Genomic DNA, 13977 nt, shown 5'->3' with positions numbered 1-13977 from the left:
TTTACAAGGCATTCAGGGTATTCAAGGTGTAACAGGTGCGACTGGTGTTACAGGTGCCACCGGATCAACCGGAGTAACAGGTTCGACTGGTGCTACGGGTTTACAAGGCATTCAGGGTATTCAAGGTGTAACAGGTGCGACTGGTGTTACAGGTGCCACCGGATCAACCGGAGTAACAGGTTCGACTGGTGCTACAGGTTTACAGGGCATTCAGGGTATTCAAGGTGTAACAGGCGCTACAGGTGTTACGGGTGCCACCGGAGTAACAGGTTCGACTGGTGCTACAGGTTTACAAGGCATTCAGGGTATTCAAGGTATAACAGGTGCGACCGGTGTTACAGGTGCCACCGGATCAACCGGAGTAACAGGTTCGACTGGTGTTACAGGTGTTACAGGAGCTACCGGAGCAACTGGTGCGACTGGAGGCAGTGGTGTTTTTGCCGCACTATCACCTATTCAAAATCTTACTCAAGTTTTTTTTCCGCCTAATGGCTTTCAAGCCGGAGTTGTAAATGCGTCTTTTTACTGGGTAGCTCAAACAGTTCCATTTGCCTGTACTTTAGATCAGTTGACAGTAGCAGTTACTCCAACAGTACTGGGTAGTGCTTCTCCACAAATTAAAGTGACGTTATATATCAATAATGTAGCTACATCTCTTCAAGTTACGGTTACTACCAGCAGTACCTTGAATGTAACCACAGTTGGGTTAAATAATAATAGTGTAGTCATTAACAGAGGTGATACTTTTGCTCTTTTTGTAGAACAAACCACTACAGGACAGACTACCCGTGTAGCGACAGCTCTCCGCTACCAGACTAATTAATTGATAACAAATAAATTATATAACTAAAAAGAAAACTATGGATCCTCTCATCGGTCAAATTATGATGTTTGCTGGCACTTATGCTCCACGTGGTTGGGCATTTTGCCAGGGACAAACCATGCAAATTCAACAATATCAAGCACTTTTTGCGGTACTTGGAGTCACCTATGGTGGTGATGGCAGAACAACTTTTTTGTTGCCAAATCTTACAGGACTGGTACCTGTTCATGCAGGAACAGCGGCATCGGGAACAGTATACCCACTTGGTAGAACTGGCGGTAGTGAAAATGTAGTATTAACCACGTTACAAATGCCCGCACATACGCATACTGTGGCCGTAAATAAAAGCCCGGATGCAGCCAATTCTGTTAACCCTGAAAATAATTTTATGGCAGATACTACTGATAGTGCGCTAGGTTCAGGACCAAATATTTATACCTCAACAGCTCCAAATGCTGTAATGGGACCAACTGCATTGAGTGCAGCCGGTGGTAGCCAGCCACACAGTAATATGCAACCATATATTGCCATGAACTATATCATTGCATTAGAGGGTATCTATCCATCTCGGAATTAATTCTCCTAAAATTAATATTAAATATTTAAAAGGCTACTCGTTCATAACGAGTAGCCTTTTTGTTCCTAGAAGGCTACGCTTCTTTTCTTTATTTGTTAAACTTGAAACAAAGCATTGAACCTCTATGAACTTAGATTATGACCAAAATAATGGTCTGTGATTTTGTATAAACTTCTTAAACTAAGGTGTCTTAAGTTTTATATGCTTTCAAAAGGGAGAAATCAAATGTTTTAATGTACCACATTGGTAGCGTCAGAATTTCAAACTGAATTGGTTTTTAACAATGGAATAATATTGCTTTAGTTTAATCTAAAAGTATTTCTAACGTGAATGAGGTTCCTTCCGGTATAGCACTTAATTTAGGTTGATTAAAGCTAAAAGCCTTGTAACTGTATGAGTTTATTAATTATTTGATCATAATGTTTTGGTTATGATCAGAAACTTATTGTCGTGATCTTATTCGAATAAGTTGATTTAATAACAGTATAATACAGTGATATTAGTATAGAGTTGGATCAAAGTTTTACCATCATAAACTAATAAAGGCATTATTCTCATTTATTAAAATGGAATAATGCCTTTATTTTGAGCATCAGTAAGAAACAAAAGGAGTATTTATATATTAATATTTACCTTTCCCAAAATCAAAACTTAATGTAAATCTTAAAGTATTATTTAGCGGATTTGTACGTTGTGTAGCCACCAGGTATGAAAAATCCAACATCATATTTTTATAACGATATCCTGCGCCCATCGTGGCGTATCTCCTGTTTCCTTTATAAGGGTTTTCATAATAGAAACCGGTACGCAATGCGAATTTATCATCGTACATATACTCAGCACCTGCTGCATAACTGATTTCCTTTATTTCTTCACTAAAACCTCCCGGAGCATCACTAAAAGAGCCAAAAATACCTGAAACAATAGATTGATCATCACTGCGTCCGGCGATGATGGTGCCATCTGGCCCTACCAATGGAGGAGTGGGAACCAGGTACTTATTTAAATCCAACGTCAGGGTAAATCGACTTAGTGCATCAATTTTGAATTCATCTGCTACTCCAACCTTTAAATTAGTTGGTAAGAAGTAGTTAATGCCATTACTATAATAATTCATCTTTGTGCCAATATCAGAAATGTTGGTACCAAATGAGAATTTTCCATCATTGCCAAATTGCCTGATAGCCTTTGTGTAAAAAAGAGAAACACTTGCAGCCAATGCACTGCCTGAATGACCGGCTGCACCCGCTACAGATGCGCTGGAACCAACAATATTAGAGTAGATATATTTAGCGGTTAGCCCCATAGAAAAGTTGTCATCCAGTTTTCTGGCAAAAGAGACATCTATAGCAAATTCATTTGGTTGATAGGCACCCAGATAAACTTCATTATTATCATATGCGGTTACTCTTCCTTGATTAAAATAGTTAATCGAAGCACCTATAGCATTGCGGTCATCAAGCTTTTTAGCAAAGTTTGCATAAGCCATATTAACATCTGGTGCAATATTTCTAAGCCATGGCGTATAGGAAAGCGAAGCCTTATATGAATTGTCTAGAAAAGCCATTTTGGAAGGGTTCCAGTAGGTATCAAAAACACCAGGTGATAAGGCAACACCAGCATCACCCATTCCGCCAGATCTGGCATCTGGTGTAATATTTAAAAATGGTACAGCGGTAAGTACAGGATTGCTATTCTTACCATTTACAACAGTCTGCGAATAAGCAATATTGCCAATTAACATGGCAAAGAGAGAGATTCCAATGAATTTCATTGTTGTTAAGATAGATTTGGGATGAGAGTTTTTTATTAGCTATAAACTAGCATTACTTTCACAAATATAAATATATAATCTGTTTTTTTTAATTTTTGCAGAATAATTTTGTTAATGAATGAATAGGTATAAATTGAGATATCGACTTATCTAAAATCATACTATTGTTAATAGATTAATTGAATAAATATTTGCACGTTTGTGATCTCTTCTATATTTTACAGACAAATTATCGCACTTGAAAAAATATATTTGTTTTAATAAAAGGTTTAATGTTCAGTTACTTAAACAAGACCTTGCCATTGCAACTACCAGAAACTGGAAGGAACATTTCAATCGTAATGACTTTGAGGGAAAGTGGGAAAGCATCTCCCTACGCTCTGCAACTGGTAGCGAACTTGATATCCTAGCGAATTGTGATCAACAAAGTTATCGTGATACAAATTTACTTGAACATACGCCTTACCTAAAAAGCATATTAGAAGAACTTTTATTTGATAAGGAAGCGGTTAGGATACTCGCACTGTATCCTGGAGGTGAAATAAAGCCACATCGAGATCGGGGCTGTGATTATAAAAGCAAACATTTCAGGTTGCATATTCCTTTACAAACCAATTCTAATGTTCATTTTACCGTTGGAGGTGAACGTTTGTTTTTGGAAGAGGGCTCGTTATGGTATATTGATTTTGATCAGATCCACAGTATTGAAAATAAGGGGAATGAAATGAGGGCTCATCTGGTGATTGATGGCATAAGAAATCAATGGACGGATGATCTTTTTGCGAGTCATGGTTACGATTTGAAAGAAGAGCAAGAAAAAGAAACAGAATACGACGAGGAAACCATGCTGAAAATTATTTCAGATCTTGAAAAAATGGATGGCCCGGCAGCTCAGGCCATTATAGCACAATATAAAAAGAAATTAAATGAAAGGGCTTAGTGACTGGATACCTTATAAAATTAACTTGCTTGATAACCAATGGCAGGTAGAATGGCTGGATCTGGGAAATCATCACATCGCAGAGCCTTTTTTTGATGAAACAATTGCCATCCGCCGGGCCAGGATGCATGAAAGATCAGTTTTTCGAAGTGTTAGCGATCTTAATTTTATGCTGGAGGCTTCCGAAAATATAGAAGCCGTTCCACTTAAAGGCTTGATTTTTCATGTTTCAAGGTGTGGTTCCACCTTGCTTTCTCAGGTACTTTCAACTGCTGAAGAAAATATCGTCTATGCAGAAGCGCCTCTTATTGATCAAATCCTTCGTGCCCATGAAAATGATATAAGCTTTGATACAGAGAAAGTGAAACTTTACCTTAAGTCTGCGGTTAAACTTCTTGGGCAGAAAAGGAATACAGAATATCAAAACATGTTTATTAAACTGGATAGCTGGCATATTCATCACTATTCCATATTGAGGGCTTGTTATCCGGATATTCCTTTCTTCTTCATTTCCAGAGAACCTGCTGCAGTAATCGCTTCCCATCAGCGTCGCCCAGGTATTCATATGGTTCCGGGATTGGTTGATGCAAACTTGCTCAATGTTCCATATAGGGATGAATTCAATGCGCATTCTGGCCTTTATACCGCCGAAGTACTAAGAGAATTCTATATCAAATTATCTGCGATTTGGCAGGAAAAGCATGAGTTGAATTATTTTTTTGACTACGGAAGTGGAGTTGAAAAAATGGTTGATCATTTTTTTAAATCTATCAACCTTCCATTGCCGATGAATACACGCATCACAGAGCGCCTGACCAGGCATAGCAAATACCCGGATCAACTTTTTCAACCGGAAAAGCCAGTAGATAAGGTTTCTTATCCAGAAGTGGAGAAGGCTTATGCTACTTTTATGAATCATTTCTCTAGATAATGGCGTTAATCTTACAATTTACAGGCATGTCTGGGGCAGGTAAAACCAGTATTTCAGAAGCATTTAAAGCATCATATCCCAACAAGAAAATAATGATCTTGGATGGAGACTTGTATCGGAAAACGCTTTGTGCCGATCTTGGATTTACCAAAACAGACCGGATAGAAAACGTAAGGCGTTTAGGACAACTTGCTTCCACATTATCCAGAGATTATGATGTGATTATCATTGCTGTAATCAATCCTTATGAAGAGGGGAGAGCGGTGTTAAAAGAGACCTGCAGTGCTGAACTTGTTTATATTTATTGCAGTTTAGATATTCTGTTGCGGAGAGATACTAAAGGACTATACAAACGGGCATTGCTACTTAATGGAGATCCCGGTAAGCTTGATAACCTGACTGGTGTAAACGATATATTTGAAGAGCCAAAAAATGTAGCTCTAACCATAGATACCTCAAATGCTGGTTTAGAAGAAAGCGTCACAAAGCTCACCAGCTTTGTGACGAATACATTTAAATAAACGCTATACTAAAAAATATTGTCTGGAAAATCTCCAGCTAATATTCAGATAAGCTTTAGTTTTTTACTGCGGCCATAATATCTGGTATATTGGCAATATTAAGCCGAATATTCTCCAGAACAATTAAAGGTGTAAGATTCTGTAAGGTATCACTAAAAATCTGAATACTAAACGATAGTGTGGAAAGGTCTACAGAAGGATTAGTTGCAGAAAACCAGGTTAAGATCCCCTCACTAATTTTTGTAGACAAGGCTTCGTTAATTGCTCCGTCTACAAACTTTTCTTCCGGGATCAGAAGGATAGGTATGCTGATTTCCGGTGAAAAATCATTAGCTAAAAGTTTCGTTTTCAGTTGAATCTCTATTTGAATGAAGAGCGGGAGATTCCCTGGGTTTTGCTGCGTGGAAAGAAGCTTAAAAATATTGTTGATGTGAGCCTCCAGGTTTTGCGGAGGCACAAGATCTGGCCAGTTGATATTTTCCTGGATTATTTTATTCGGCACTGCTTCATGAGCGAAGCTGATGGGTTGTGCTTGATATACAAAATGCTTATCCGTTGTTAAATGATTATTTAAACCCGTATTTCTTAATATAGAGATGGAGGTATTTATATTTTGTATTCCCGGCAGGTGCAGTTGGTAAAGTGCTATACGGCGAGAAACAATTTCCGCACCCTCTTCAAAAGAAAGATATTTTTTTTCATTGCCTGATGTGCTGAAATATCGTATTGCAATTTGTTTTGATCCTTCCATTCCCATAGGTATAGGCGTTATTCCTTTACCATCAATGGATAATTGAGGTTCTGCCGTCCAGCCTTCAAGTTCTGGGAGTAGGAAAAAGTTATAGTCAGAGATTCCACTCTTCCAGTCTGAAATCACAGATTCGAAAAGAGCTTCTCCGTTTGGTTGAATTGATGCCCATTCCCTTACCTGGAAACTGATCATCCTTTGGCTAACTGATGGAGATAATGGTGGGGCTGGAGTTGTAACATCAGTTACTGATGGCCAGAGCGATACCACTTCGCCTGCTAGTTTCCAGAATGCTTTGAGCAATTTTTGTAATGTTGGAAGTTCAGTTGTGGTGATATCCTGTTGAATTTTAGGCAGTTCTTGCTCAAAATAAGCCATAAATTGAGGCGAAACCATATTAAACTGAAATATTTTATGAAGAAAATTTTCTAAAGATGGTTCAATGGAAGAATGGACTTTTAATGCAGCCGATTGGTCATTCATACTATTAAAAGTAATTTCAAACTGATAGCAGTCCTGTAACTGAAATTCATTCAACCGATATTTAAAGGCAAATCCTGTAGAAAGCAGAGCTGCTATATCTGGGGTTTTAATATTTTCTTGAAGAGGCTCGTCGAAAAATGTCTGAGAGATTAGACTTACCTGATCAGGATATTTTTTCACTGGATTCGGGACTGTTTCTTCCAGTGATAAACTGGATAATGCATCGCCAGGTAAAATAATGCTCAACCATCCTATACTTTCGGGAATAGTAGATTGATCAGGATCTGGGGCGGCATTGGTGATCATGATTTGTTTAATGTCAAGATCTGCCTTCATCCTGATTGAGGAATGTCTACGCAAATCAGCATTACCATAAGCTAAATAAGCATCATTCTGGTGAGGATGATGTGCTGAAGTAACTCCCGGAATTGTTATGGCATCCTGCAAGCCGTTGTCTGAATTGTCATCAGCGGCACTAAGTTGTGAAGGAAATGATGTAAATGCCAAAGGAAGATAAGATTCTGCCGACTGATCGTAACAAAGTGGATTAATGTTTACTGGTAACAGAAAAGCGGAAGTGTAGGCACAATGCAGATCAGTTAAAAGTGCTTTTTTAAATTTTTCAGTCCCTGCAATTTTAGTTGTTTTGGGATCAGGAATGATCATCAGTGGCCTGAGCTGCGAAACAATCCGATCAGCAAGATTTTCAGTTACTTGTTGCTGCAGATAACCGATGTGTTTAGATGGAATTTTATTACTCTGCCCATCAATCAAAGCCAATGCCTCCAGTACAGGTTTGCTACGCATGAGCTGTACATCATGCAGAAATCTTTCCGTTAATGTTTCAAGATCAATATCTGTGAGTTGATAAGTGGTGCTGATATCTGTTTGCCCCAGATAATGTTCGAAAGTATAAATCTCTGCGGCAGATGAATTTAAAAGTGTAGTGGAGAATGGCGCAATAGAATAATACTGATGTTCCAAATCTTTTATGGAATCGGAAGGTGTATGACAATGATCGAGCAAATCTTTCATCCTCATTACCCATAATTCGCTAAAATTACCATCAATAAGACTAGAGCCCTCTCCAGGAACTGATATGGCCAACTTAACATCCATCGGATTTAATATATTTTCTACTCCCTGAGTAAATTGCTTCAGTACAGAAATCTGCTGATCCGGTTCTTCCATCCCATATAGGTTGATTAAGGAATAAGGCTTTACAATAGTTAAGTTTTCTTCAACACCAGTATTTATCGCTGGCTTTGCAGGATCAACCACTTGATGCTGAGATTGCAGGTTACTTAGTTTTCGCTGTGTAACCAGATGAACCTCTAATGGAAATAGTTTTTGTGGATTACTCAGCTCCTGAGCGCTGTTCCATACATAATGAATGGGACTGGCCGCAAGAGGTGATTCATGATCAGCTGCAAAAAGATTCTGTTCGTCGGGTTGGGCAATAAAATTTTTGATCCAGTTGATTACAAGAGTTAAAAAATCCGAAAAGCCATTGTTTTCATTTGCAAGATTGGCGTTGAGCGGGATCAGTTGGCCCGGATTTAACGTGTTGGATACTGAAATTTCAATGTCTGATGCTAAAATTTGCGCAAGGATGGCTTCATAACTTGTCATTACCAGCTCAGCATCACGGATGGCTACTTCTTTATTGTTTTTAACTTCCGACGCATTAGGATCAAAAGAGAAATGCCCGGCAGGATTGAATACAAATTTTATGGAAAGGTTAAAAGATTTGAGATTAGCCTGATTATCATTTTTGATGATTTCATAACCAAAATCTAATGCCGGACATGCAGCCAGAGATAGATGTTCATGGTCGGTAAACAGATCAACAAAGTGCTGAATGATGACAATCAAATCTGCGCTAAGCGATTTTTCGATGTTAAGATCAAGGACTTCCCATTTCAGCCCGTGCCTGAACAAGAAATTGCCCGTTGTAGCATTTAAACTGAGTTGTCCTTCATAGAAATTATACTGCGATTCGCTTGTTTTTAATTGCTGTGTTAACCGGGTAATTTTACCCGAAGATTTTTCCAGTAGAATCCAATTGTTTTCAGCAGTAGCGTCTGAGCTTGATGGAATATCTGAAGTAATTTCTGCGATAACCAATGATGGGTTCTCAAGCAGGGTATTAAGTTTGAAAGTTGAAAGCATATTATCAAACATACTTACTTTCAGGCTAATTTACACAGTGAAATTTTTAACCGCCTATTTTAAGTTATAGAGAATGAATTCGTCATCAGCACAAAAGACAGTAAGATGTGGTAAATTAGTAACAGGCATTATTTCTGATATGCGCTTCCAAAAATCAGTAAAACCGCACTGTTTTTAATAATATTATTTGTTTAATAAAACCATCTTGAAACTTCGCTGTTAACCTATTTAAATCAGCTGGTATTTAAATGGAATTACAAATAAAATTCTGCTTATTGAAAAAAAAGTTCCTAAATCAATGGGGATGTATAAAATATGTTGCTGTTTTGATGCGACATCGAAGTGCGGATCATAACTAACCAGATGTATTAAAAACAAATCTAAAATTACAAACTTGACAACACCAATAGCTGTTAAAGGGACAAAATCTTTTGTACCCAGAATCCTACTGATCTTTTTTCTTGCTGTTCTGCTTTGTGTGGAAGGCTTTTTTGCCTATAGGTTACACATCCTTTCCAAAGAACAGGAAGATATTAAGAAGGATTATTCCAATATCAATAACATTACATATGGTCTTTTTTCGGTAGGGCAATGGCATGATAAAGTAGCTGCGATCATTAATCATCAGGTGCGCAATTTTACCATGACAAAGAGCCAGAAAAAGGAACTTCAAACCGAGGTAGAACAGGTGATTGTAGCCTTGATAAATAAGGCGGAAGCTTTGGTCAATAAGCCTAAGAAAACCGTTGATGGAAAGATCAAGAAGTTTGTGATCAATACCTTTGTTGATACGGATAAGATTAAAGCACAGGCCCCAACCTTTGCTAAAACTATCATTGCCCAGGTTGATAATGCCGCCAACAAGAAAAAGATGAGCAAAATGGCTATGGGTAAGTTTACAGAAATGGAGCGTACCGGCACCATTGATAGTACCTTAACGGCTATTGAAATTACGACTAAGGGCATGTACAAAAAGTACCATGTAACCTCTACGGCAGAATTGAATCAAAAATTTAGTACCAGCCTAGCTGATATCAGAAAATCTACCTATGGATATTGTTTTGGTATGTTGGGTTGTATTGTAGTGGTGTTATCGCTTTGGTGGGCTTTTAGAAAACGCACTGAATTGCATACCACACTATTTGTAATGTCTTTACTTTTTGCTTTTATTTTATTAGCAGTTGGTTTAACGGCTTCTATGATTGAGGTAGATGCAAGAATTAAGTCACTTGATTTTATGTTGCTTGGTGAACATGTTGTATTTAAAGACCAGGTGCTTTTTTTCCAAAGCAAAAGTATCATGGATGTAGTGTTGGTATTGATAGGCCAATCTGCAGTTGATTCTATTTTGGTAGGTGTATTAATTTTGGTTTTTAGTGTGTTATTTCCAATCATGAAATTAAGTTCAACGGGTATTCACTTGTTGGGTAACAGGAGGTTAGCTGAAAACAAGTTCATTAAGTATTTTGCTTTTCAATCAGGTAAGTGGAGCATGGCAGATGTGATTGTAATCGCGATACTAATGACGTATATCGGCCTGAATGGTTTACTGGAATCTCAATTGAAAAGTCTGCACATCAATAGTGATTTCCTTACGATTATCACGACAAATAACACTGCGCTTCAGCCTGGCTATATTATCTTTATCAGTTTCGTGTTATATGGATTGACGCTTTCTACTATTTTGAAGTTTATTACGCCACACGATTCACATTAGTTCAGTTAAAAGGTATTTTTTCCAACATCTTATTCCATCAGCATTGACAAATCATATTCAACAACCAGCTAAAAGGAAAACCACAGTGGCCAATATTCTGCTTATTGCCAGCCTGGGGATTTTGCTTTGCGGTGAAAGCTATTTCGGCTATCGCCTCCATAACCTTTCTGCTGAACAAGAGCAGATTAAAGAAGATTACAGTGTGGTCAACAGCATTACTTTTGGTATTTTCTCTGTTGACCAGTGGCGGGAGAAAATTTCTGATGTTGTGGGTAAACAGGTGAATGGTTTTAGCATGACGACTAAACAAAAGTCGGCTTTACAGGCACAGGTTACTAACCAGCTGAATGGTTTGATTAACAAAACGGTTGCGCAGATTAATAAACCTCAAAAAAGTTTAGGTGGTAAGCTGAAGAAGTTGGCATTCAATAGTTTTGTTGATGAGGATGAACTCCATGCGCTGGTTCCTATCTTCTCCAAAACGATCATTACCAAGATCAATAGTCCAGCAAGTAAAAAGAGGCTTAAGCGAATTGCCAACAGTAAAATGGATCAGTTGGAAGACCAGACTTACGACAGAACTGAGATTGCTAAAAATGCAATGACTCGCCAAATGTTTGCGAAGTATAAGGTTTCTAACGCCTCTGATTTTAATAAATCCATCAAAAGCCATTTGAGCGCTATTAATGTCTTAACATATAATTACGCTTATGCCATGTTGGGTTGTGTGCTTGCTGCACTTGTGCTTTGGTTAATCCTCAGGAAAAAGACCAGGTTGCAAACCACACTTTTTATGATGTCGATTTTATTTGCAATCGTATTGTTAGCTTCAGGTATTACCACTACCATTATTGAGGTGGATGCCAGAATAACGACTTTAAATTTCAAGCTGCTGGATGAAAATATCGAATTTACCAATCAGGTGTTGTTTTTTCAGAGTAAGAGTATTTTAGGAATCATCGAAACATTAATGAAACAACCTAAGCCAGACTCTATTTTAGTTGGCACCTTGTTAATGCTTTTCGTTATTATTCTACCTGTTTTAAGGCTTTTGGGGAAGGGAATGCACGTATGGGGAAGTGATCGTTTTGCAGAAAATAAAGTGGTACGTTACCTGGCTTTTGAATCTGGTAAATGGGATATGGCAGATGTAATGGTGGTAGGTGTTGCCATGACTTATATTGGTTTAAACGGCATTTTAAAAAGTCAGCTTTCCAACCTGAATATGGATACGGGGCCTTTAAAAACGGTAACTGAAAATAACAGTAGCCTGCAACCGGGGTATTTAATTTTTGCGGCTTACGTCATCTTCGCAATGATTTTATCGTATATACTGAAACGCATTGCGAAACCTCACGAGAAAGAACCACAGGTTTTAGATGAAGAAAATGTTCCGACTTAATCATAAGCGAGGGAAGGTTAAACGAACTTCTTGATATATTTTTATGTAATTTGCTTTTGAAGAAAAGCGAAATCATGTGCTGGTTTCGCTATTCTCTTTTTAAGGACTTTAACCAATACCTCAATGATTTTAAAAACCTTCTCGCAACCCGGTCAGTGGGAAACCTTTGGACATCTTTTTAAGGCCCAAACTGTTGGAGCTAAAACAATTCTGCTGGATGAAGGTGCAGTTGCACGGAATGCCTTCTTCGTAAAAAGTGGTTGTTTAAGGCTTTGGTTTAATGATCATGGCAGAGATATTACCTTTCAGTTTTTCTTTGAGGGTGAATTTGTATCCTCTTTCGAAAGTTTTAGATCGGGTTTACCAAGCACCTTTTTTCTGGAAAGTATAGAACCTTCTACGCTGGAATGCATTTCAAAACCAAATTTTCAAAAGATTTTAGCACAATCTAACGATGTTAAAAATGAGGTTGAGGAACAAACCTTTCAAAGGCTGGTATTTTATCAGCAACTTTTTCTATCCCGTATCAGAGACAATCCTGAACAGCGATATAAAAATATGCTGACACAATATCCAAAAATATTACAGCGTGTACCACAACACTATATCGCTTCTTATCTCGGGATTACGTCAGTTTCTTTAAGCCGGATCAGAAACCGGAAATAATCATTTCTTTACAATTGTTATCGTCCTCCGTTTTATAATGAATCACTTTTGTGCTGTACCATTTAAAAGCACAAATATGAAAGTACTAATCGTTTTCAACCATCCATATGAAGGAAGTTATTGTAACGCTATCCTTCAATCTGTTACAGCAGGACTAAAAAAAGCCGGACATGAAGTTGATTTAATTCATCTTGATCAAGATGAATTTAACCCGGTGATGACAGCTAATGACTTAAATGCATTTCGAAAAAAGACTCCAGTCGACCCAGTTGTAATCGCTTATAAGGCAAGACTAATTAATGCTGATCACATCATTTTTATATTCCCAATATGGTGGGAGTTGATGCCCGCTATGATGAAGGGTTTTATCGACAAAGTAATTTTTCCTGGCGTTGCATATGATTATAAGGATGCCTCAAATACGTTGATGAAGCCACTGCTCACCAAATTAAAAAGTGTAACCATGATTACCACAATGAACACGCCTTGCTGGCTTTATGCCTTAATTTTTGGCAATGCTATAAAAAAGGCAATGCTGCTTGGTACATTTTGGAAAATGGGTTATAAAAACAGGAAATGGATAAGTTTCAATCGGGTTAAAATGGTTACACCAGAAAAAAGAGAAAAGTGGCTAAATAAATTGGAAAGTAGGTTTTCATCTTTAAGTTAGTTAACAATTGCTTTTAACTATGTTGAATATGACGAAGTTCATTATTGTTGGTCGGATGTCGGGTTGGTGGGGATTTTTTATCCCGACCCTTTTTACTAAGGATTTTTTAATCCTCTAATCACTCAATATTTACGTATAAATAATTGATAGCAATTCTGTTTACTATGATGGATTAGAAATCCATAGTTATACAAGTCCGGAAAAAAATTCCGGACTAACACAATGTTAACTGGCGAAGTTTCAAAGGCGGAGCGAAAGGGAACTTTGCCAGTTTTAAATTTCCTCGGCGTTGGTCGGGATTTTTTATCCCGATCCTTTTACTCAGGATTTTTAATCCTCTAATCACTCGCATACAAATAATTGATAGCAATTTTGTTTACTATGATGGATTAAAAATCCATAGTTATACAAGTGAAGTTTCAAAGAAAGGGAACTTTGCCAGTTTTAAATTTCCTCGGCGTTGGTCGGGATTTTTTTATCCCGATCCTTTTTACTTAGGATTTTTAATCATCTAATTACTCAATATTTGCGTATAAATAATTGATAGCAATTC

11 protein-coding genes are annotated in these 13977 nt (G+C 37.7%); 9 read left to right on the top strand and 2 right to left on the bottom strand.

Translation table 11 applies throughout. The annotated features are described in order from the left end of the window. Together EV200_RS22170 and EV200_RS17025 are read left to right on the top strand one after the other, a co-directional pair. On the top strand, positions 1-823 hold an 823-nt coding region (locus tag EV200_RS22170), incomplete at its 5' end, for a collagen-like protein (RefSeq protein WP_132535241.1). 37 nt (positions 824-860) lie between these two features. Next, positions 861-1400: a phage tail protein gene (locus EV200_RS17025; RefSeq protein ID WP_132534793.1), complete on the top strand. Its 540-nt coding sequence runs from the start codon at positions 861-863 to the stop codon at positions 1398-1400. Positions 1401-2022: 622 nt separating this feature from the next. On the opposite strand, the gene porV is transcribed toward EV200_RS17025, so the two are convergent. Next, a complete protein-coding gene (porV, locus tag EV200_RS17020; RefSeq protein ID WP_132534791.1) occupies positions 2023-3174 on the bottom strand; it encodes a type IX secretion system outer membrane channel protein PorV in 1152 nt (383 codons plus the stop codon). 238 nt (positions 3175-3412) lie between these two features. Here porV and EV200_RS17015 point away from each other — a divergent pair, with 238 nt between their 5' ends. From EV200_RS17015 to EV200_RS17005, 3 genes are read left to right on the top strand one after another with little or no spacing between them, the layout of a single operon-like run. Then, entirely contained in the window at positions 3413-4114 is a 702-nt protein-coding gene (locus tag EV200_RS17015; RefSeq protein WP_132534790.1) for an aspartyl/asparaginyl beta-hydroxylase domain-containing protein, read from the top strand. Further along, positions 4101-5045 (top strand): hypothetical protein, encoded by a 945-nt coding sequence (locus EV200_RS17010; protein WP_132534788.1) that lies wholly within the window; start codon positions 4101-4103, stop codon positions 5043-5045. Before EV200_RS17015 ends, EV200_RS17010 begins: the two co-directional genes overlap by 14 nt. Continuing rightward, positions 5045-5566 (top strand): adenylyl-sulfate kinase, encoded by a 522-nt coding sequence (locus tag EV200_RS17005; protein ID WP_132534786.1) that lies wholly within the window; start codon positions 5045-5047, stop codon positions 5564-5566. The genes EV200_RS17010 and EV200_RS17005 overlap by 1 nt, the downstream gene beginning before the upstream one ends. Before the next feature lie 55 nt (positions 5567-5621). Here EV200_RS17005 and EV200_RS17000 read toward each other — a convergent pair whose 3' ends face one another. Beyond that, complete coding sequence (locus EV200_RS17000; RefSeq protein WP_132534785.1) at positions 5622-8969, bottom strand: hypothetical protein; 3348 nt, start codon at positions 8967-8969, stop codon at positions 5622-5624. A 394-nt stretch (positions 8970-9363) separates the two neighbouring features. Between EV200_RS17000 and EV200_RS16995 the strand changes: the two genes are divergently transcribed. The 4 genes from EV200_RS16995 (at position 9364) to EV200_RS16980 (ending at position 13424) form a co-directional block, all read left to right on the top strand. Next, positions 9364-10686 carry a paraquat-inducible protein A gene (locus EV200_RS16995; protein WP_229676683.1) on the top strand — a complete coding sequence of 441 codons (1323 nt, stop codon included), beginning with the start codon at positions 9364-9366 and terminating at the stop codon, positions 10684-10686. A gap of 43 nt (positions 10687-10729) precedes the next feature. Beyond that, positions 10730-12088, top strand: a complete 1359-nt coding sequence (locus tag EV200_RS16990) for a paraquat-inducible protein A (RefSeq protein ID WP_229676682.1) — start codon at positions 10730-10732, stop codon at positions 12086-12088. 123 nt (positions 12089-12211) lie between these two features. Continuing rightward, positions 12212-12754, top strand: a complete 543-nt coding sequence (locus EV200_RS16985; protein WP_132534783.1) for a Crp/Fnr family transcriptional regulator — start codon at positions 12212-12214, stop codon at positions 12752-12754. 76 nt (positions 12755-12830) lie between these two features. Continuing rightward, a complete protein-coding gene (locus tag EV200_RS16980; protein ID WP_132534781.1) occupies positions 12831-13424 on the top strand; it encodes an NAD(P)H-dependent oxidoreductase in 594 nt (197 codons plus the stop codon). Positions 13425-13977 lie beyond the last annotated feature (553 nt).

Origin of the sequence: Pedobacter psychrotolerans (assembly GCF_004340665.1) — a bacterium.
GTDB classification, from domain to species: domain Bacteria; phylum Bacteroidota; class Bacteroidia; order Sphingobacteriales; family Sphingobacteriaceae; genus Pedobacter; species Pedobacter psychrotolerans.
This window is presented reverse-complemented; position numbering and strand designations above follow the sequence as displayed.